This is a genomic window from Vibrio quintilis, assembly GCF_024529975.1.
GTDB classification, from domain to species: domain Bacteria; phylum Pseudomonadota; class Gammaproteobacteria; order Enterobacterales; family Vibrionaceae; genus Vibrio; species Vibrio quintilis.
This window is the reverse complement of record NZ_AP024897.1, coordinates 2,571,452-2,592,450: the sequence shown is the minus strand read 5'-3', so window position 1 is coordinate 2,592,450 and position 20,999 is coordinate 2,571,452. Positions and strand designations below refer to the sequence as shown.

The following is a 20,999-nucleotide window of genomic DNA, read 5'->3' as shown; positions in this document are numbered from 1 at the left end:
TTTTGTGACATAAATAATCGCTATTAGTTCAAAGGATGAATTAAGATGATAGTCGATGTACGAAAAATTTAATGGAGGATGCAATGAACGTACTGGGATATCTGCAAAAGCTCGGTAAAGCGATTATGCTGCCGATTGCGATTTTACCTGTTGCTGCAATTCTGTTGAGATCAGGGCAGCCGGATATGTTGAATATTGCCTTTATGGCACAGGCCGGAGGGGCAATATTTGGTCAGCTTCCTCTCTTATTTGCGATAGGGATTGCGGTTGGCTTATCAGAGGATGATGCCGGTGCTGCCGGGCTGGCCGGTGCCATCGGATATTTTGTTCTCACGGAGGCAGCGAAGACCATCAATGCCGATATAAATATGTCTTTCTTTGGCGGGATTATTGCCGGGGTGGTGGCCGGGCATGTCTATAACCGTTTCCATCAAACCACATTACCCAACTATCTGGCCTTTTTTGGCGGAAAACGGTTGGTTCCGATTATGACGGGTTTATTCACGCTGGTGCTTGCGGGCATTGCGGGGGTTGTTTGGCCACCGGTACAGAATGCGATTGATGCTTTCGGGCATGGCGTGGCCAACGCTGGTGCTTTGGGGCAGTTTACCTACGGCACACTCAACCGGGCACTGATCCCGGTCGGACTACATCACATTTTAAATTCTATTTTCTGGTTTGGTCTGGGTGATTGTACCAAGGTGACTTATGAAGTCGCGAACACGCTGAATAATGTCTGTCTGGCACCTGATGTCGCAAAATCTCTGATTGTCGGCGGCAGTGTGCCCGGTGTTGATGGATCGATGATTAAAGAAATTGCTGCACAGGTAACCCGGGGTGACCTGCATCGTTTCTTTGCCGGCGATCCAAATGCCGGAGTGTTCATGACTGGCTTTTTCCCGATCATGATGTTTGGCTTGCCAGGGGCTGCTTTTGCCATGTATCTGGCAGCACCCAAAGGTCGCCGGGCTCAGGTCGGTGGTATCCTGTTTTCGGTTGCGTTAACGGCATTTCTGACCGGAGTGACAGAGCCGCTGGAATTCATGTTTATGTTTCTGGCCCCGGTGTTGTACATCATTCATGCTTTATTGACCGGTCTTTCTCTGGTCGTGACTAATTCTCTGGGCATTCTCGATGGATTCGGCTTCTCTGCCGGGCTGTTTGACTTTGTCATTAACTGGGGACTGGCAACAAAACCTGGTTTGCTGATTGTTGTTGGTCTGTGTTTCAGTGTGGTTTATTTCTGTATCTTTTACTTTGCAATCAAGTGGTTTGATATTCCGACACCGGGCAGAGAAAAAGAACAACAGAGCCAGACTGGTCAGGTGAAAGCACCGGAGGATATACAGTCGCTGGCAGCGCAGTACACCGAAGCCCTGGGTGGTTTTGATAATCTGACGCAAATTGATGCCTGTATTACCCGGCTTCGGCTGAAAGTGCAGGATATCAGTAAAGTTGATGAATCACAGATCAAGGCGCTGGGTGCCAGTGGTATTGTAAAACTGAATCAACAGGATCTGCAGATTGTTCTGGGGCCTCAGGCCGAAATTATTGCAGGTGTGATGAAAGGAAAACGGGTCTGAATGACAGCAATTGTCTTTGGGTTGTTTTTCTGAGACAGTCCTGAGGCGTCAGATATGGCGCCTCAGATTCTGTTCCGGGGTTACGGATAATATAACCTAGTAAGTTTGTCGGGTATTTGGTACGGTTAAGCTAAATATACCGGATATGGAAAGAATCATGTCTTTCTGGCAACAGCTGAAAATCAGCCATCGCTATGCACAATTACCTGCATCATTTTATACAAAAATACAGCCCGATCCTCTGACGCAGTGCCGGTGGGGGAGCTGGAACTCATCACTTGCCCGTTCGCTGGGACTTCCGGAAACCCCTGATGACACTCTGCTTCATGCTTTTTCCGGTGTCGACATACCACCTCAGCTTAATCCGATCGCGATGAAATATGCGGGACATCAGTTTGGTGTTTATAACCCGGATCTGGGGGATGGCAGAGGATTGTTGCTCGGAGAAATTACCGATCAACAAGGCCGCTGTTTTGATATGCATATTAAAGGTTCCGGCCGGACACCTTATTCAAGAATGGGAGATGGCAGAGCCGTATTACGATCGACGATTCGTGAATATCTGTGCAGTGAGGCAATGCATGCCCTTGGCGGGCCGACCACCCGTGCTTTAGGGTTCATGACCAGTGATTCACCGGTATTCCGGGAAAGCGCTGAAACCGGCGCGATGTTAATCCGGCTGGCGGAAACCCATATCCGCTTCGGTCATTTTGAACATTTTTTCTATACCGGACAGCTGGGTGAGCTGCGTTTACTGGCGGATAAAGTGATTGAATGGTACTTCCCACAGGTGTCAGCGCATGACAATGCTTATCTGGGAATGTTTGAGAAAATCACATTCTTAACTGCTGAGATGATTGCTTTCTGGCAGGCGTATGGTTTTGCGCATGGCGTGATGAATACAGACAATATGTCGGTTCTCGGCCAGACTTTTGATTATGGACCGTTTGGTTTTCTGGACGGTTATGATCCGCACTTCATCTGTAATCACTCTGATTATCAGGGCCGCTATGCATTTGATATGCAGCCGGGCATCGGTTTGTGGAATCTTACCGCACTCGCTCAGGCCTTAACTCCTTTGGTGGAAAAACCGGCGCTGGAGCAGGTGCTGGATAATTATGAATCACTGTTGAATCAGGCCTACAGCCGCTTGATTCGCCGCAGGTTCGGTTTATATGGTCAGCAGGACGGAGACAGTGAACTGTGTCATGACATTCTTGGATTAATGGCGGCAGAAAAGGTTGATTACACACTGTTTTTCAGGCAGCTATCTTTGCTGGATAACGCTTCTGCTGATGAGGTTACCGGATTATTTTCTGATCATCTGGTTGTGACATCCTGGCTGGAACAGTATCAGCGCCGTTGTGACAAGAATGTGGATGAAACCGGCACCGCAGTTCCAGCTGTATCCCGCTGTGAGCAAATGAGACAGGTTAACCCTAAGTTTATTTTGCGTAATTATCTGGCACAGCAAGTGATTGATGCGGCTGAACAGGGTGATTTTTCCCCGTTACACCAGCTGGCCTCTGTTTTACGTGAGCCATTTGATGAACACCCGGAGTATGAACACTATGCGCTGGCACCGCCAGAGTGGGGTAAAGGCATGGTTTTAACCTGTTCTTCATAATTTTTTAACAAATTGGCTGTTAATGACACATTTGTCAGAATTTTATGGGTGGATATCCACCCATAAACACAGGGTTGATGAAATAATATACAGATTATTTTTTCATCATTTTATCTTCAAGTTATTGTTGTTACTGCAATGTTATAAAAATATTAATAGTCTGGCTTATTTATTGCCTTGTTAATGTCATGAATGCGAAGAATGTATTCTGTAAATAATAAGGAGAACATTAAATGATTAAGCCTTTGACTCTGCTCACAACCTCTGTACTTGCGCTTTCTGCGCTGAATGCCAATGCATCGTCTGCCTGTGATCCGGGTGAGATCGTGATTAAATTCAGTCACGTCACCAATACGGATAAACACCCGAAAGGCATCGCGGCTTCATTGCTTGAAAAACGGGTAAATGAGGAAATGAATGGTAAAGCCTGTATGCAGGTTTTCCCTAACTCAACCTTATACGATGATAATAAAGTGCTTGAAGCACTACTGAATGGTGATGTTCAGCTCGCAGCCCCTTCTTTGTCAAAATTTGAGAAATTCACCAAAAAGTATCGCCTGTTTGATTTTCCTTTCCTGTTTGAAGACATTGATGCCGTCGACCGTTTCCAGAACTCTGCTTCGGGTGAAAAGCTGAAAAATGCGATGAAGCGTCGCGGACTTCAGGGGTTAGCATTCTGGCATAACGGGATGAAGCAACTGTCGGCAAATAAACCGTTGCTGGAGCCAGAAGATGCGAAGGGTCTCAAATTCCGCGTACAGGCTTCTGATGTACTGGTGGCTCAGTTTGAGCAGTTAGGCGCGAATCCGCAGAAAATGTCATTCAAAGAAGTATACGGCGGACTTCAGACAAAAGTTATCGATGGGCAGGAAAACACCTGGTCCAATATCTACGGCAAAAAGTTCTTTGAAGTTCAGGACGGTATTACTGAAACCAATCATGGTGTACTGGATTATCTGGTTGTGACATCGACTAAGTTCTGGCAGGGGTTACCCGATGATGTCCGGACTCAGTTTGCGCAGATTCTGGAAGAAGTGACTCAACTGCGTAATGCTGAATCCACCAAAGTGAATCTGGTGAATAAGCAGAATATCATCGATGCCGGTGGTGTCGTACGCACTTTAACGCCTGAACAGCGTCAGAAGTGGGTTGATACGCTGAAGCCTGTCTGGAAAAAATTTGAGAAAAATGTGGGCTCAGACTTAATCGAAGCTGCCCTGAAATCCAATCAGTAATGATTCTGTTTAACCGATGAATGAGCACCCGCCTGTCGGGTGCTTCCTGTTCAGAACAACAAGAGTGAACAAATGATGGGATGGACTTCTTTTGTTTCAAAGGCCGGTAAATTCACCGATTTCGTGGAAGAATTTCTGATTGCCTTTTTTCTCGGGTCGATGACGTTACTGACATTTGCTAACGTGATCTTTCGCTATGTATTTAATGATAACATCCTTTGGGCACTGGAACTGACGGTGTTTATGTTTGCCTGGATGGTGTTGGTTGGTGCCTCATATGGAGTGAAAAAGCATTTCCATATCGGGGTGGATGTGGTGATCAACATGGCACCACAGGGAATGAGAAAGCTATTTGCGCTGATTTCGGTTTCCGGTTGTCTGGCATTTGCGGTTTTGCTCCTGATCGGTTCGTGGAACTATTGGTATCCATTTATTACCGAGCGTGCCTGGTACGAGACTGACGACATTCCGATGCCGGACATGCTGCAGTTTTTAGCGGACTGGTTCAATGAAGGTGAAGCCTATGAAAAGCTTCCCCGCTTTATTCCGTATATGGCTTTGCCTTTGGGAATGGGGTTGTTAACGATTCGCTTTGCTCAGGCGGCTTATCAGGTGATCACCGGTAAGATGGATCGCTTGATTTCCGGTCATGAAGCTGAAGAAGACTTAGATGCGTTAAAAGCCGGGGTCATGCAGGAAGAGCACGGACAGGCATCGCATCACCAGACATCAGACCGGAAGGAGTAATCATTATGGCAGTCTTTTTTCTTTTCTTAATGGTCATCGGTCTGATGTTATTCGGGGTGCCGATTGCTGTGTCACTGGGTTTATCCAGTATTGTGTTTTTATTGTTGCACTCGGATGCCTCGCTCGCATCGGTTGCGCAGACTTTGTTTAATGCGTTTGCCGGTCACTACACACTGTTAGCGATTCCGTTTTTCATTCTGGCTTCCAGTTTTATGTCGACCGGTGGTGTGGCGAAAAGAATCATTCGTTTTGCCATTGCGGTTGTCGGCTGGTTCCGTGGTGGTCTGGCGATGGCTTCTGTCATGGCCTGTATGATGTTTGCAGCGTTATCCGGTTCCTCTCCGGCGACGGTGGTTGCCATCGGCGGAATTGTGATTGCAGGTATGGTGAAGAATGGCTACTCAAGAGAGTTTGCCGCCGGGGTGATTTGTAACGCAGGTACACTGGGTATCTTAATTCCGCCTTCTATTGTGATGGTTGTTTATGCTGCAGCGACAGATGTTTCTGTCGGCCGGATGTTCTTAGGCGGGGTCATTCCCGGTATTCTGGCGGGCGTCATGCTGATGATTGCCATTTATATTGCAGCCCGGGTCAAGAATCTTCCGAAACAGCCATTTGTCGGCTGGGGTGAACTTCTGGCATCAGCGCGCGATGCCGTTTGGGGACTATTCCTGATAGTGATTATTCTCGGCGGGATTTACGGCGGGATTTTCACGCCGACAGAAGCTGCGGCAGTTGCAGCGGTTTACTCCTTTTTTATTGCGAATTTTATCTACAAAGACATGGGGCCATTCGCGGATAAAGAGAACCGTTTGCCGGTGTTGGTCAAAATATGTCAGACCTTTGTTCACCCGGATACCAAGAAGACATTATGTGAAGCCGGTAAGCTGACGATCATGCTGTTATTTATCATTGCTAATGCATTGATTCTTAAACATGTGCTCACGGAAGAGCGGGTGCCGCAGATGATCACGGAATCGATGCTGTCTGCCGGACTTGGGCCGATTGCTTTCCTGATTGTCGTGAACCTGCTGTTGCTGATTGGCGGGCAGTTTATGGAACCCTCAGGGTTGTTGATTATTGTGGCGCCACTGGTTTTCCCGATTGCGATTCAGCTTGGCATCGATCCGATTCATCTGGGGATCATGATGGTGGTGAACATGGAAATAGGGATGATTACGCCGCCGGTCGGATTGAATCTGTTTGTCACCGCCGGGGTTGCCAGGATGTCGATGATTCAGGTCGTGAAAGCCGCATTACCCTGGGTGGCTGTAATGTTCCTGTTCTTACTCATCGTCACTTATGTACCTGCAGTGTCTACAGCGTTGCCAAACTGGCTGATGGGGCCTGAAATTATCACCAGATAAAATCAGTCATTGTTGAGGTGAGAGGCTGTAGCCTCTCACCGCTGCGCCTGAGGTTCATTATATTCTTTCATATTTTTTGTGTACTGGCGGGTCGGCCTGCCGATACTGCCATGATTAATGTTCGCCTCTAAAAAACCCATCGTGACTGCGTATTCCAGATAGCGTCTTGCCGTTGTTTTACTCACCCCGATTTGTTTGCCGATCGAGTCAGAAGTCTGAATCTGGTTATTTTCAAATTCGCCCATAACCCGCTGCAATGTGATTGGATCAATGTTTTTAGGAAGTTCATCAATCACTTTGGGATCGCGTCTGACCCCGTAAACCCGGTTAATTTCCGACTGCTTAAATCTGGTTTTTGAAGAAATGGTCCGGTGATAATCTCTGAAACGATGCAATACGTCATTAAATGAAGTCAGAGCAAGGGGCTTAATCAGATAATCAAAGGCACCAAGGCGAATACCGGAGGTGACGGTTTGCGCATCAACGGCGGCTGTCATCATAATCACATCAACATTCTGGGATTGCTCTGAACGTAATCGTCTCAGCCAGTCAATCCCTGAACCATCGGGCAGGTAATTGTCAAGGATGATCAGCTCCGGCCGGAGTGTGTTATGCATAAACCGGGCATCGGCTAAATTTGAGGCGATACCGACAAGCTCATAATAGGGATTTTTTTCTATATATGCGCCAACCATTTCTGCAAGTTCCAGTTTGTCTTCAACAACGAGTGTTCTGATTTTATTGCTCATTTTTTTCTCCTGACTTAGGTATAAACAAACTAAACACCGTACCGTCCGGGTCATTATCCTCGACCACAATCTCTCCCTGGGCTTTTTCGGTCAGGCTGTAAATCAATGCAAGGCCAACACCATGCATCGAAGGATTGATATTCTTGCTGGTAAACCCACTGACAAAAATGGAATCTTTATCTTCATCTGCGATACCGATGCCATTATCTGAAACTTCTATAATTAATTCTTTGCCTGAATCGGTGGCAAACAGCTCAATGTTGCCTTTTCTTTCAGTTTTTGAGATAGCTTCAAAGGCATTATCCAGCAGGTTGCCGATGATTGCTGCGACTTCATCGGCAGTGAGCAATATCTCTTTCAAAGAAAGGGCTGAACCGTCCACGATCGTCAAATTGAATCCCAGTTCATTCGCTTTGCGTTTTTTACCCAGAATCAGTGCAGCTATTGTCGGATGGAAGTCATTGGTCAGCCTTGATATTTCTGTTTGCAATCCGCTGTTTTCTTTATGGATAAACTCTCTGGCTTTCTGATAAAACCCCATTTCCAGCATACCGGATACAACCGCCATGTTATTGGCATATTCATGGGTGATGACCCGCAGCCCGTCCCGCTCTTTTTCAGCTTGTCTGGCCATCAGTTGTAACATCGCCGAAGTATCCCGGCGGCGGAAGCTGATGACGTAACCAATCAGCTTTTCTTCATCTTTCATCATGGTTCTGGAAGCCAGAAATGTTTCGCCGTTGACATTAATCGTCGTTTCACCCAGTTGTTCTTCGGTTTGAGGCATGAAAAAGTCATAAGGGTAGCAGGCCTGGCTGATATGCGTGCCAAACAATTTATGATTCGGCCATTCGATACCGAGCAGGTCAACCGCCTGACGGTTAATGATCATGATGATGCCCTGAGGATCAACGGCAATCATGCCCTCAGCGACACTATTGAGAATGCCTTTGCGCAGCTGATAAGCCCGGGCGATTTGTTCCGGCGTCATCCCTGAAAGCTGGCGTTGAATATAGTTACTGAAGATACTGGAGCCATAAAGCATCAGAATCAGCATCACCAGCGTTGCCACAATCGCCTGCTCAATATAATGGGTGACCATGATCTGGACGTGAGATTCCCAAAAACCGACAGTCACGACACCAATCACTTTACCCGATGCATAAACCGGAACCCGGCTCTTAATGGCTAACCCGGTCAGACCCCGCTGGATTTCAGTCACTGTCTCACCTTGCAAGGCTTTTTGGAAACCAGGGTTATGCGTAAAGCCGCCTTCATTGTCTTCTTCGGTATGAAACAGACGTTCTCCGGTGGTTGAGGCGATAACGATTAAATCAACATCAAAATTTTTCTGGCCGCGTAACACTTGATCAAAGGCTGATGTATCCTGCTTTTCAACTGCTTTTTGAATGGTTGGATTACTTGCTATAAAGGAAGCCAGATTTCGTGTCTCATGAAATTTATCGTTCGTTATCACTTTTTCAATGGCGAGGATGGTGGTCACAATAAAAAAGAGTGCGATGATGAATGCGATAACTGACTGGATTAAAAAAATACGTCCTCTGAATTCCATCTTCTTTCTTGATTGCCTTTAGTTTATGCTATCGCGTTAATATAACTTTGATTGCTTATTTTTATCTGATTGATTGCGGGTATTACCGGTATCAAAGAAAACACTCAATATTTTCAGCCAAAAAAATGATCTGAAGCCGGGTTATTGATTAAAAAACATTTCTTTCATTAAAAACATTTTGTCCACTGCAGAGCATATCAAACAGAAGTGATGAAGCAATAGATTCGGAGTTAAAAACATTAATTTTATTTAAACTATTGAGCCTGCATCATAAATTGATATATATCAATTTATATTTTTATTTGTAGAGAATTAAACATAATTATTAATAGGTGAGTTTCTATTTGATATTTATTTTGTGACGGCTAATATATTTTTTATTAATCTAAATCAAATAAGTGTTTACTAGTAAAAATTTAAATTTTCTGACTTTATTACTTAAATGAAATTAATGTTCTAAACATTACCTTATTCATCATTTATACAGATAATACATGTTAGTTACGGGTGTATTAGCCGCCATGAAAATGAATAAAGAGACGTTGTAAGGCTCTCTGTATCGGTGGAAAGGGGATGTGTTGTTAACACAGTACCTGATAAATTAGGCTCTGGTGTTAATTGTGATAATTATTTGCTTATCATCAAACACGATTGCTGAATTCAATGGTTCGAATGCCAGCCTTTCCGTAATGATGACAGATTGAATTGTATGATTGATGTGTTTCATAAAATTGATGAAACATAAATACACAAACCATTATAAGTTTAACCTCAATGATAAGTTTTTATTTCATTCATCAGGTTATTACTCTCTATTCTTTTGATGGGAAAATATATTCATATTGGCTTGATACCCAAAGATAAAAAATAAATAAGTTTTTTATTTATTACCTTTAGCTGAAACAATAATTGAGAGTAAATACAATGAAGTTTGAGATTTTGAAGTTTCTTTCAAATCCCTATACCTTGATATTTCTGGTACTGATGATTGGTTCCCGTATTGAGAATATAAAAATAGGGAAATTTAAATTGGGTATTTCCGGCAACCTGTTTACCGGTTTATTCTTTGGTTGGGCTGTGCTGAATTTACTGGAAGGTGTCGGGCCGGACAGTGAATATTATGCCGGGGTTCAGAAAATCCTTCACCACGGGTTGGTCCCGCATAACGTGGCTCATTTCTTCCTCTACCTTTTCATTGCTGCTGTAGGTCTTGCATCTGCAAAAGACCTTGGAAAAGTATTGAAGAAATATGGAGCAAAATTTGTCTTGCTGTCAGTCATCCTGACGGCAACCGGTGGCCTGTCTGTTTATCTGCTCCGGGATAATATTGGCGATGGTTTGTATGAAATGTCTGGTGTTTACACCGCTGCATTGACCAGCTCTCCGGGCGTTGCTGCAGCACTGGAAACCACAGAAGATTCATCTTATGCCGTTGTTGATAATTTCCCGAATCTGCCTGATGCGACAAAAGATAAAATCCTGAAGGTGATTGATCCGTCTCATCAGTTAACGCATTTCAATACCACTGACCTGACAAAAGCACAGAAAGATGCCTTTGTTCATGAAGCCGTTGCCAGCACGGGTGCTGCAAATGCAATAGGTTTCCCTTTTGGAGTGATCATGGTGATTCTGGCCATGAGCTTCCTGCCGAAGCTGTTCCGGGTTGATTTAGAAAAAGAACAGGCTGCGTTCAAGATCGAGCTTGAATCCATGAAAGCGGATGAAGCAAATCAGAAGCCGATTGGAAAATTCAACATGATTGCATTTGCATGCTGCATTTTCTCAGGGCTGTTGCTTGGTTCTGTTCAGGTATATCTCGGACCTATCGGTTATTTCAGCCTGGGTTCAACCGGTGGCATTCTGGTTGCCTCTCTTATCCTTGGCCATATCGGTGAAATTGCCGGCCAGAACTTCCGTATGGAGCCTGCAACACTAAACGTGCTGAAAAAATTAGGGCTTGGTGCATTTGTCGGCATTATTGGTCTGACTTACGGCAACAAGGTGATTGCAGCGCTGTTCAGCAGTACGGGTCTTTACATTGCAATGTTGTCTGTTGCTGTTGCATTTATCTGTATGGTTGTCGGTTTTGTTGTCGGTAAATACGTCTTCAAAATTAACTGGGTTATGTTATCCGGTGCCATCTGTGGCGGGATGACTTCCACACCTGGTTTAGGTGCTGCAATTGAAGCGGTTGAATCTGAAGAAGCCGGGGCAGGATATGCCGCTACCTATCCATTCGCTTTGGTTTGTATGGTGCTCTTCACCATTGTCATGAACCACTTACCTATTTAATCCCATCCGGGAACTGACAGGCTACTCCGGTAGCCTGTTTGGCTTGCTTCTGAATAACGAGGTCATCATGAAAACGAATTCTGTTTTAAAAACAAACTGCATGATTCTGCGTGCAGGTACAAGTAAAGGTGTTTTCTTCTCAGAAAAAGATATGCCATCTAACCGGGACGACTGGGGTCCGTTTCTGCTTGAAGTGATGGGAAGTCCGGATAAGCGCCAGATTGACGGTCTGGGTGGTGCTAATTCGCTGACCAGTAAAGTGGCGATTGTTGGCCCGTCAGAGCAGGAAGGGATTGATGTCAATTATACCTTCGCTCAGGTCAGTATTGATACAGAAACCGTCGCGTTCAACAGTAACTGCGGCAATATTTCTTCTGGTGTCGGACCTTTCGCTATTGCAACCGGCATGGTTCAGGTACAAGAGCCATTGACCCGGGTGATGATTAATAACACCAACAGCAACCGGCTGATTGAAGCCGAAGTTCAGGTCAAAGATGGTGAACTGGTTGTTGACGGTGACTGTGAGATTCCAGGCGTTCCGGGAACCGGAGCCAAGCTGGATTTAAGCTTCTATGAGTCGCAGGGTGCCTCCACCGGAAAACTGTTACCGACCGGAGAAGCAAAGCAAACGATTCAGACTTCTGCCGGTGAGATTGAAATCTCAATCATTGATTCTGCAGCGCCTCTGGTTTACATGCGGGCAAAAGATTTAGGGCTGACCGGCAAAGAGCTGCATACAGATTTTACTGAGAAAGATCTGACTCTGATCGAAGAAATCCGCTCGATTGCCTGTGAATTGTGCGGTTTTGCTTCCCGCGAAGATGCGACGCGTTTATCGCCGGCTGTGCCGAAAGCAACGGTCATTGCAGAGCCACAAGACTATACCGATATGTCCGGCCGGGTTCAGCCTGCTGAAAAGATGGACTTATTAATCCGCATGATGTCGATGCAAAAGCCGCATCAGGCGCTGGCAATCACCGGTGCTGTCTGTACGGCGAATGCAGCAAGAGTTCAGGGCAGTTTAGTGAGTGAGATTGTGACCTCTGAAAGTGATGAGGTGTTCCTCGGACATCCGGGCGGTGTTATGCGTGCCGCTATTAAAGCGGACGGAGAACATATCAGTGCGATTACCGTTGAGCGGACAGCACGGATTCTGATGGCGGGGCAGGTCTTTACCAAAACCACATTTGCATAAAGAACACTTCCGGCCATTGCCCGGATAACCAGCGATGGCCCAGATAAAAAGATAGTGAGAGCAATATGTACGAATTAATTGCCGAATATGAAAAACAGGCAAAAGAAAGAACCGATATGGGTGTGAACCCACAAGCAATGACCGCTGAGCAGACTCAGGCCGCGTTTGAATTACTGTTGAATGAAAACAACGCTGATGAAACCCGGTTGCTAAGTTTAATTACTTATTTTACCCCCGCAGGTGTGGATGATGCCGCGAAGGTAAAGTCTGATTATCTAACGCAAATTGCCAATGGTGAACTCGCGTGTCATGCCATCAGTCCGGAAAAAGCGGTTGAATTGCTCGGCACCATGCAGGGCGGCTATAACGTGATGAGCCTGATTGATTTGCTGGAAAATTCACAGCTGGCAGAACTGGCTGCTGCTGCCTTAAAAATGACCATCATGGTTTATGATGCGTTTGATACGGTCAAAGAGAAAGCGGACGCGGGCAATTCTTATGCTGCTGCTGTTTTACAATCTTGGGCTGATGCAGAATGGTTTTTGTCCCGCCCGGCGGTTGCAGAATCCATTCCGCTGACTGTTTTTAAAGTGACCGGTGAAACCAATACCGATGACCTGTCTCCTGCTCAGGATGCATGGTCACGACCTGACATTCCGCTGCATGCTCAGGCAATGCTTAAAATGTCACGGGATGGCATTGAACCTGATGAACCGGGGAAAAAAGGTCCGGTTCAACTGATTGAATCCCTGAAAGCAAAGGGATTGCCGTTAGCTTATGTCGGTGATGTGGTCGGGACCGGTTCATCACGTAAATCTGCGACCAACTCTGTGCTTTGGCATATGGGACAGGATATTCCATTTGTGCCGAATAAACGGTTTGGTGGTCTCTGTCTGGCCGGAAAAATTGCACCTATCTTTTTTAATACCATGGAAGATTCAGGTGCATTGCCGATAGAAAATATCGATGTGACAGCCATGAATATGGGGGATGAAATCGAAGTCCGTCCATATGAAGGGATTATCCGGAACCGGCAAACCGGGGCTGTGTTGAGCCAGTTTACTCTGAAAACAGAAGTACTGCTGGATGAAGTCCGTGCCGGTGGGCGGATTCCGTTGATTATTGGCCGGAAACTGACCGCTAAAGCCCGTCAGGCGCTGAATTTACCTGAATCAGAGGTTTTCCGGGCTGGTGCGACGGTTGAAGAAAAATCCGGCGGCTTTACACTGGCTCAGAAAATCGTGGGTAAGGCCTGCGGTACTGATGGCATTCGTCCGGGACAATACTGCGAGCCGAAAATCTCAACTGTAGGTTCTCAGGATACAACGGGTGCAATGACCCGGGACGAAATCAAGGATCTGGCCTGTCTGAAATATAGTGCGGAGCTGGTGATGCAGTCTTTCTGTCATACATCCGCTTATCCGCGGAAAATCGACAGTCTTTTACATGCCACACTGCCAGAATTTTATGAAAGCCGGGAAGGTATTGCGCTGCGTCCCGGAGATGGAGTGATTCATTCCTGGCTGAACCGGATGCTGGTTCCCGATACGGTTGGTACCGGTGGTGACAGTCATACCCGCTTCCCAGTGGGAATTTCATTTCCGGCAGGTTCAGGATTGGTTGCGTTTTCTGCTGCGACCGGCACCATGCCACTGGATATGCCGGAATCTGTTCTGGTTCGTTTTAAAGGCGACATGAACCCGGGCATTACATTACGTGATTTAGTTCATGCCATTCCGTATTTCGCCATTCAGCAAGGTCTGCTGACTGTTGAAAAACAAGGCAAAAAGAATATTTTCTCAGGACGGATTCTGGAAATTCAGGGTCTGAAAGGACTTAGTGTTGATCAGGCATTTGAGCTGGCCGATGCGTCAGCAGAGCGCTCTGCGGCTGCATGTACGATTGCGCTGGAACAGGATGCTGTTATTCAGCATACTGAATCGAATGTCACTTTGCTGCGGTGGATGATTTCCCAGGGTTACGGCCATGCTGAAACATTACAACGCCGGGTTGATGCCATGAATATGTGGCTGGCAAACCCTGAGCTCTTAGCTGCTGATGATGATGCAGCGTATGCCGCAGTGATTGAGATTGATTTGGCAGCAATTCACGAACCTATCTTATGTTGTCCGAATGATCCGGATGATGTTCGTCTGTTATCTGAAGAAGCAAACACGCCGGTTGATGAGTGTTTTATCGGCTCATGTATGACGAACATCGGCCATTTCCGGGCATCCGCTGAACTGCTGAAAGCCTGCGAAGGGACGACACAATCAAAATTGTGGATCGCGCCGCCGACCCGGATGGATGAAGATCAGCTCAAGCTGGAAGGGGTATTCAACCGGTTTGCGCTCACAGGTGCCCGGACTGAGCAACCCGGATGTTCTTTGTGTATGGGAAATCAGGCCAGAGTTGCAGAGAATTGTACGGCGGTTTCAACCTCAACCCGTAATTTCCCGAACCGTCTCGGTCAGGGAGCAAAGGTTTATCTGGCTTCAGCTGAACTGGCAACGATTACTGCCATCAAAGGCGCTTTGCCGACCAAAGACGAGTATCTGCAAGCGATGCAGGTGTTGTCAGGCGGAGCTGCTGACATCTATTCATATTTACAGTTTGACCAAATGGAAGCTTATGAAAAGCCATCCTATCAGGTGATTCATAAGCAAGCTGTTTAGTCTGCTTCCTCCTTATTTCAGGTGGCCGGGAATCTTTCCGGTGGCCTGAATGTATTTCTATACTCCATGTTGTACTTTTCATTCTTGAGATGAAACAGCACCGGGATTTCCGGTGCTGTCTTTTTTATTCGTGTTTGTAATTGTCTTTATCGAGCTGATATTTCTGCATTTTGTCATATAAAGTTTTGCGGGGAATATGGAGCGTGTCCATCGTGTTTTTGATACTGCCGCCACATTCAATTAATGCCTGTTCAATCACTGACTTTTCAAATTCAGCTACCTGTTCGGATAATCCTGACGGAGCCTGAGAACCTGAAGGGTTTTCTGTACCGGGCTGAATCAGCTTCCCCAGTAAGACGTATCTTTCAGCTGAGTTTCTCAGTTCCCGGACATTTCCCGGCCACGTATGGCTGATTAACTGCTGTAAATCCTGTTTGGATATCGAGTTAGCCGCTTTTCCGTAGCGTGCTGCTGCGACCAGCAGAAAATGGTGAAATAGTGCCGGAATATCTTCTTTTCTTTCTCTGAGAGGCGGAATATCCAAAGTGACTATGTTGAGCCGGTAATAAAGGTCTTGCCGGAAACTGCCCTGAAGTGAGGCTTCATTCAGATCCGCCTTTGTTGCTGCAATCACCCGGATATCGAGAGGAATTAACTCATTTGAGCCGACCCGTTCAATCACCCGTTCCTGCAGCACACGTAAAAGACGAATTTGCGCCGGCATGGGCATGGACTCGATTTCATCCAGAAACAGCGTGCCGCCCTGCGCATGTTCAAATTTACCGATGCGCTGACTTTCAGCGCCGGTAAAGGCGCCTTTTTCATGACCATAGAGTTCACTTTCGATTAAGTGTTCCGGAACTGCGCCACAGTTGACCGCAACAAAGTTATGTTCCCTGCGGGAACTAAGCTCATGGAGTGAGCGGGCAATAAGTTCTTTACCGGTGCCTGTTTCACCAAATAACAGAATGTCTGCGCTGGTATCTGCGACCTGACCAATGGTTTCCTTGAGATTTTTCATTCCCTGAGTTTCACCAATAATCCGTGGGCCAAGCACCTGACTGGTTTTCAGCGTTCTCTTCAGCTGCTGATTTTCCAGGGTTAAGCGGCGTTTATCGATGGCCCGGAAAACTGTTTCTGTCAGGCGTTCCGGTGAAAAAGGTTTTTCAATAAAGTCATAAGCACCATCGTGCATTGCCTGCACAGCCATCGAAATATCCCCGTGGCCGGTGATCAGGATCACCGGGATATCCGGGTCATGACGCCGGACTGAATGGAGCAGGTTTTGTCCGCTGAGTCCGGGGAGACGAATATCGGTGACAATCGCCAGAGGATAATCATCTTCTTTTGCCGCAAGCAAAGCATTTTCAGCACAATCGAAGAAGCGTGCTTTTATGTCTGCCAGTTCAAAACTTTGCTCAATTGCAATGCGGATATCTGGCTCATCATCAATAAAAAATACGTCACACATACGCTTTCCTATGAGGTTGATTCGGTCACTGGTGCAGGGACGGTCGGTAAGACAATCGTGAAGCGGGCTCCGCCAAAAGGTGACCGGGTCGCTTCAATATGTCCATTCATATTCTGGATAATTTGCTGGGAGATGGAAAGTCCAAGTCCAAGTCCGTTTTTTCTGGTGGTGTAAAACGGATCAAATAACTTGGTGAGGTTTATTTCATCCAGGCCATCCCCGTTATCATCAATATGCAGATAGAGTTGTGCCTGATAAGTTGCGACAGCAATATTGATTTGTTTCTGTGGTTGTTCTGCCAACGCCTGTATTGCATTGGTTAACAGATTCAGCAGGACCTGTTCCAGCTGAATCGGATTGACATTGAGCCATATTGGTTCCTCCGGCGGATTTAACTCCAGGTGAATCTGATGAGCTTTCAGTTGTGACTGAATCAATTCTTTGATTGAAAGAATAATCGGAAATATTTGTGCGACAACAAATTCATCCTGATCGGTTTTTCTGGAAAAAGAGCGCAGCTGGGTACTGATTTTTGCCATTCTTTCTGTCAGGGATGCGATTCTGGCGAGATTTTCATCGGCACGTTCCGGTTTGCCGCTGGAGATAAATCGTCGTCCGTTGTCAGCAAAGCTGCGTATGGCAGCCAGAGGATTATTCAGCTCATGACTGATGCTTGCAGACATCTGGCCGAGGACCGCTAACTTCGCTGCCTGAATCAACTCATTCTGGGTCTGAATCAATTGCTGTTCCGTTTTCTTTCTTTCTTCAATTTCTGTATTGAGTTTGGCCGTTCTTTCCATCACCTGAAATTCAAGCTTCTGTTTTGCTTCATGCTGAATCTGATCAAATTGTTTTTGTCTGGATTTTCTGTGCAGAATAAGCAGTCCGGAGAGGTAGAGAATTGTAAACAACATGATGGTGATCAGGATGAAACCAAAACTGTTCCAGAAAATCGTGATTTTAGGTGAAATGACCCGAATCGTGAGGGGAATATTGTCTAAATGACGGCTGGTGACCAGATAGTCTCCGCTGATCCATATGCGGGACGGATCGAACCATTCTGTTGTGGTTGCCTTAAAATCGCCGGTGAGATTCAGTGACCTGATGGGTTTGTCCAGATACTGTTTTGAGTGATGCAATTTTAGCTGAGTCCTGAGAGTCAGCGGCGTCACACTTTTAAACAGCCATTCAGGCTGGCTGGACATAAAGATAATCTGGTTCGGGTCGGTGGCAATAAAATAGCTGGTTTTGTCTTCCCAGTGCTCTTCAATCGCTGAAAGGTCCATTTTTACCACCACAACACCGAGAATATCACCGGCATAAATGATCGGGTAAGAGTAATAGTAACCCCTTTTTCCGGAAGTCGAACCCAATGCATAATAGTGGCTTTCTTCTCCCTGAACAGCTTTTTGAAAGTAAGGGCGCCAGCTGAAATTTCTGCCAATAAATGAAAGTTCCTGATTCCAGTTGCTTGCGGCAACCGTATTGCCTTCCCGATCCAGTAAATAGGTATCAGACGCCCGGATCAACTTGTTCACTTCTTCCAGATACCGGTTAGTCAAATCTGCTTGAGCCGGATTATTCGTGTTTTGCAATGCTTTGATGAGTCGCTGATCTTTTGATAACAAGCGCGGGATATGCGCGAATTTATCCAGTTTCGTCAGTATATAGCTGGCGTATTGCTCAATTTGAGAGCGCTGTTCATTCAGTTGGCTCTGATAGCCTGATTTCCATACCCAGTGCGCACCAAAGCCGGTGATCGAAATAAACAGTATAAAAATTGGCAGATGAATGCGGAGAAAATTTGACGACATGATACTCATTTTCAGATAGAACCGTATGATGGCATCAATTTTATGGTGCAAATCCCTGTAACAGTAGGGAGTGTTGTGTGAAATTCAGAGCAAGATCTCTTTTTGGACACTTAACATAAAAAAAGTCATTATAGCCTTGAAATATATTATTTAGCCCCAATTCATTTTTGCTATGGAAAAATGAATCCGGATAATTTTGTTATCTTTGCTAGAAAATTGTGCAGCAAGGCACTTCAGCCTCCAGATAAACTCGACAGTTGTATTTCTGATCGTTAGAATGTTGCGTCTGAAAAAATTGTCCTGAGTTTGACGGAAGCATATCCGATAAATGGTTCTGTCGTGGTGTTAGCTGAGTCAATGACATCACTGCTCACAAGTTTAGTTATGATGTACCTGTTGCAGGTACAGTACATGGATGCAATCCGGATCAAGTTTTTGATACAGATTCATAATGCTCAGGATTTCTGAGCTATTTTTGAGGTTTATAATACAATGCAAGTTACTGTTGAAACGCTAGAAGGCCTGGAGCGCCGTCTGAATATTACTGTTCCTGCTGCTAACATCGAAGACGCTGTTACTGCGGAACTACGCAACATCGCAAAAAACCGTCGTTTCGATGGTTTCCGTAAAGGTAAAGTTCCTTTGAAAATGGTTGCGAAAATGTATGGTCAGGCAGTTCGTCAGGATGTCCTTGGCGAAGTGATGCACCGTCATTTTATTGAAGCGATTGTTCAGGAAAAAATTAACCCGGCGGGCTCACCAACATTTGCTCCTGTTGACAATGAAGAAAAACAGGATCTTGTATTCAATGCGACTTTTGAAGTCTACCCAGAAGTTGAGCTGAAAGGCCTTGATAATATCGAGGTAGAAAAGCCAAGTGTTGAAGTGAAAGATGAAGATGTTGCTGAAATGCTGGAAACGTTGCGTAAGCAGCAGGCAACGTGGAAAGAAGTTGATGCAGCAGCTGAAGACGGTAAGCGTGTCACAATTGATTTCGTTGGTTCTGTGGATGGTGAAGAGTTTGAAGGCGGTAAAGCTGAAAGCTTCCCGCTGGAAATGGGCGCTGGCCGCATGATTCCTGGTTTTGAAGATGGCGTTGCAGGTAAAACTGCAGGTATGGAATTTGATATTGATGTCACTTTCCCTGAAGATTACCATGCTGAAAACCTGAAAGGTAAAGCTGCTAAGTTTGCTATTAAAGTGATCAAAGTTGAAGAACAGGAACTGCCTGAATTAAACGATGAATTTGTAGAAAAATTCGGTGTAGGTGACGGCGGTGTTGAAGGTCTGAAAACTGAAGTTCGCAAGAATATGGAACGTGAACTGAAGCAGGCTGTGAAACAACGCATTAAGCAGCAAGTGCTTGATGGCCTGGTAAAAGAAAACGAAATTGATGTGCCAAAAGCATTAATTGAACAGGAAATTCAGGTTCTGCGTCAGCAGGCAGCTCAACGCTTTGGTGGTAACCCTGAAGCTGCGGCTCAACTGCCACGGGAACTGTTTGAAGAGCAGGCGAAGCGCCGCGTCGTTGTTGGCCTTCTTCTTGGTGAAGTGATCAAGTCAGAAGAGCTGGAAGCTGATGACGAGAAAGTTAAAGCATTAATTGAAGATGTTGCAACTGCTTATGAAGATCCTGCTGAAGTTGTTGAGTATTATCAGCAGAATGAAGAAATGATGAACAACATGCGTAATGTTGCTCTGGAAGAGCAGGCGATTGATGCGCTGGTTGATAAAGCGAAAATTTCTGAGAAAGAATTTGGTTTTACAGAGCTGATGAATTCTCAGTCTGCAGCTTAATAAGCAATATCTATCATAGAAGGTTGACTTCCAGTTAACTATTCTGCTAACAATGGTCCGTATGATATCCGTCATCCGGACCATTATTTTAGGGACATAAGAATATGAGCTACCAAGAAAAAAACGTAATGTCGCCAGTTGTTGATGCACTTGTACCAATGGTGGTTGAACAGACCTCTCGCGGTGAACGTTCTTACGATATTTACTCGCGCTTATTGAAAGAACGAATCATTTTTTTGACGGGTCAGGTTGAAGACCAAATGGCTAACCTGGTTGCTGCTCAGTTACTTTTTCTGGAATCAGAAAATCCGGACAAAGATATCTTTCTATATATCAACTCTCCAGGCGGAAGCGTCACTGCCGGGATGTCCATTTATGATACGATGCAATTTATTAAGCCTGATGTCAGCACTGTCTGTATGGGGCAAGCGTGTTCTATGGGCGCATTTTTACTGGCTGGCGGAACAGCTGGCAAGCGTTTCGTGTTACCAAACTCAAGAGTCATGATTCATCAGCCATTAGGTGGATTCCAGGGGCAGGCGTCTGATATTCAGATTCATGCACAGGAAATTTTGTCTATCAAGAAAAAACTGAATCAATTGCTTGCTGAGCATACAGGTCAACCGCTGGAAGTGATTGAGCGCGATACCGACCGGGATAACTTTATGTCCGCGCAGGAAGCAGTCGATTATGGTCTGGTTGACGCTGTTCTCACACATCGTAATGATTAATTCGTGTTAAACTTATAATTCATATTTGAAAGTGTAGCTGTGTTTATTAATTTGCCCTGATGCGTTGGGCAGAGTTATGGTTGTATACAGGTTGTATTGCTGCAATTCCAATTATGTGGGGTACACACAGATAGAATGACGCA

At 45.6% G+C, this 20,999-nt stretch carries 14 protein-coding genes; 10 read left to right on the top strand and 4 right to left on the bottom strand.

The genetic code is table 11. The features are described from left to right. The first annotated feature begins 83 nt into the window (after nt 1–83). From nagE to OC443_RS11885, 5 genes are all read left to right on the top strand, one after another. A complete protein-coding gene (nagE, locus tag OC443_RS11905; protein WP_073579871.1) occupies nt 84–1,583 on the top strand; it encodes an N-acetylglucosamine-specific PTS transporter subunit IIBC in 1,500 nt (499 codons plus the stop codon). 157 nt (nt 1,584–1,740) lie between these two features. Further along, the gene (locus OC443_RS11900; protein WP_073579825.1) at nt 1,741–3,210 is read left to right on the top strand and encodes a protein adenylyltransferase SelO; all 1,470 of its coding nucleotides are present in this window, start codon (nt 1,741–1,743) and stop codon (nt 3,208–3,210) included. A 233-nt stretch (nt 3,211–3,443) separates the two neighbouring features. Next, complete coding sequence (locus tag OC443_RS11895) at nt 3,444–4,445, top strand: TRAP transporter substrate-binding protein (RefSeq protein ID WP_073579824.1); 1,002 nt, start codon at nt 3,444–3,446, stop codon at nt 4,443–4,445. 72 nt (nt 4,446–4,517) lie between these two features. Further along, nucleotides 4,518–5,192, top strand: coding sequence for a TRAP transporter small permease (locus OC443_RS11890; RefSeq protein WP_073579823.1), 675 nt, complete (start codon nt 4,518–4,520; stop codon nt 5,190–5,192). A 5-nt stretch (nt 5,193–5,197) separates the two neighbouring features. After that, nucleotides 5,198–6,559, top strand: a complete 1,362-nt coding sequence (locus OC443_RS11885) for a TRAP transporter large permease (RefSeq protein ID WP_073579822.1) — start codon at nt 5,198–5,200, stop codon at nt 6,557–6,559. A gap of 35 nt (nt 6,560–6,594) precedes the next feature. Here the strand turns inward: OC443_RS11885 and OC443_RS11880 are convergent, their stop codons facing one another. Continuing rightward, nucleotides 6,595–7,308 (bottom strand): response regulator, encoded by a 714-nt coding sequence (locus tag OC443_RS11880; protein ID WP_073579821.1) that lies wholly within the window; start codon nt 7,306–7,308, stop codon nt 6,595–6,597. Next, nucleotides 7,298–8,881 carry an ATP-binding protein gene (locus OC443_RS11875; RefSeq protein WP_073579820.1) on the bottom strand — a complete coding sequence of 528 codons (1,584 nt, stop codon included), beginning with the start codon at nt 8,879–8,881 and terminating at the stop codon, nt 7,298–7,300. Before OC443_RS11875 ends, OC443_RS11880 begins: the two co-directional genes overlap by 11 nt. A gap of 924 nt (nt 8,882–9,805) precedes the next feature. Here OC443_RS11875 and OC443_RS11870 point away from each other — a divergent pair. The 3 genes from OC443_RS11870 to OC443_RS11860 all read left to right on the top strand — a co-directional run bounded on the left by OC443_RS11870 (nt 9,806) and on the right by OC443_RS11860 (nt 15,043). Then, entirely contained in the window at nt 9,806–11,173 is a 1,368-nt protein-coding gene (locus OC443_RS11870) for an aspartate-alanine antiporter-like transporter (RefSeq protein WP_073579819.1), read from the top strand. 67 nt (nt 11,174–11,240) lie between these two features. Continuing rightward, a complete protein-coding gene (locus OC443_RS11865; protein ID WP_073579818.1) occupies nt 11,241–12,368 on the top strand; it encodes a 2-methylaconitate cis-trans isomerase PrpF family protein in 1,128 nt (375 codons plus the stop codon). Nucleotides 12,369–12,433: 65 nt separating this feature from the next. Further along, on the top strand, nt 12,434–15,043 hold the full coding sequence (locus OC443_RS11860; protein ID WP_073579817.1) for a bifunctional aconitate hydratase 2/2-methylisocitrate dehydratase: 2,610 nt from the start codon (nt 12,434–12,436) through the stop codon (nt 15,041–15,043). Between the two features lie 124 nt (nt 15,044–15,167). Here the strand turns inward: OC443_RS11860 and OC443_RS11855 are convergent, their stop codons facing one another. Both OC443_RS11855 and OC443_RS11850 read right to left on the bottom strand, forming a co-directional pair. Further along, nucleotides 15,168–16,514 (bottom strand): sigma-54-dependent transcriptional regulator, encoded by a 1,347-nt coding sequence (locus OC443_RS11855; protein WP_073579816.1) that lies wholly within the window; start codon nt 16,512–16,514, stop codon nt 15,168–15,170. A gap of 8 nt (nt 16,515–16,522) precedes the next feature. Then, nucleotides 16,523–18,328: a sensor histidine kinase gene (locus OC443_RS11850; protein WP_073579870.1), complete on the bottom strand. Its 1,806-nt coding sequence runs from the start codon at nt 18,326–18,328 to the stop codon at nt 16,523–16,525. A 492-nt stretch (nt 18,329–18,820) separates the two neighbouring features. Here OC443_RS11850 and tig point away from each other — a divergent pair, with 492 nt between their 5' ends. Continuing rightward, the gene (tig, locus tag OC443_RS11845; RefSeq protein WP_073579815.1) at nt 18,821–20,125 is read left to right on the top strand and encodes a trigger factor; all 1,305 of its coding nucleotides are present in this window, start codon (nt 18,821–18,823) and stop codon (nt 20,123–20,125) included. A gap of 104 nt (nt 20,126–20,229) precedes the next feature. After that, nucleotides 20,230–20,856 (top strand): ATP-dependent Clp endopeptidase proteolytic subunit ClpP, encoded by a 627-nt coding sequence (clpP, locus tag OC443_RS11840; RefSeq protein ID WP_073579814.1) that lies wholly within the window; start codon nt 20,230–20,232, stop codon nt 20,854–20,856. The last annotated feature ends 143 nt before the right edge of the window (nt 20,857–20,999 follow it).

What these genes read in the sequence shown, in the direction of transcription:
- nagE (WP_073579871.1), top strand. Translation starts at nt 84, where the DNA reads ATGAACGTACTGGGATATCTGCAAAAGCTCGGTAAAGCGATTATGCTG.
- OC443_RS11900 (WP_073579825.1), top strand. Translation starts at nt 1,741, where the DNA reads ATGTCTTTCTGGCAACAGCTGAAAATCAGCCATCGCTATGCACAATTA.
- OC443_RS11895 (WP_073579824.1), top strand. Translation starts at nt 3,444, where the DNA reads ATGATTAAGCCTTTGACTCTGCTCACAACCTCTGTACTTGCGCTTTCT.
- OC443_RS11890 (WP_073579823.1), top strand. Translation starts at nt 4,518, where the DNA reads ATGATGGGATGGACTTCTTTTGTTTCAAAGGCCGGTAAATTCACCGAT.
- OC443_RS11885 (WP_073579822.1), top strand. Translation starts at nt 5,198, where the DNA reads ATGGCAGTCTTTTTTCTTTTCTTAATGGTCATCGGTCTGATGTTATTC.
- OC443_RS11880 (WP_073579821.1), bottom strand. Translation starts at nt 7,308, where the DNA reads ATGAGCAATAAAATCAGAACACTCGTTGTTGAAGACAAACTGGAACTT.
- OC443_RS11875 (WP_073579820.1), bottom strand. Translation starts at nt 8,881, where the DNA reads ATGGAATTCAGAGGACGTATTTTTTTAATCCAGTCAGTTATCGCATTC.
- OC443_RS11870 (WP_073579819.1), top strand. Translation starts at nt 9,806, where the DNA reads ATGAAGTTTGAGATTTTGAAGTTTCTTTCAAATCCCTATACCTTGATA.
- OC443_RS11865 (WP_073579818.1), top strand. Translation starts at nt 11,241, where the DNA reads ATGAAAACGAATTCTGTTTTAAAAACAAACTGCATGATTCTGCGTGCA.
- OC443_RS11860 (WP_073579817.1), top strand. Translation starts at nt 12,434, where the DNA reads ATGTACGAATTAATTGCCGAATATGAAAAACAGGCAAAAGAAAGAACC.
- OC443_RS11855 (WP_073579816.1), bottom strand. Translation starts at nt 16,514, where the DNA reads ATGTGTGACGTATTTTTTATTGATGATGAGCCAGATATCCGCATTGCA.
- OC443_RS11850 (WP_073579870.1), bottom strand. Translation starts at nt 18,328, where the DNA reads ATGTCGTCAAATTTTCTCCGCATTCATCTGCCAATTTTTATACTGTTT.
- tig (WP_073579815.1), top strand. Translation starts at nt 18,821, where the DNA reads ATGCAAGTTACTGTTGAAACGCTAGAAGGCCTGGAGCGCCGTCTGAAT.
- clpP (WP_073579814.1), top strand. Translation starts at nt 20,230, where the DNA reads ATGAGCTACCAAGAAAAAAACGTAATGTCGCCAGTTGTTGATGCACTT.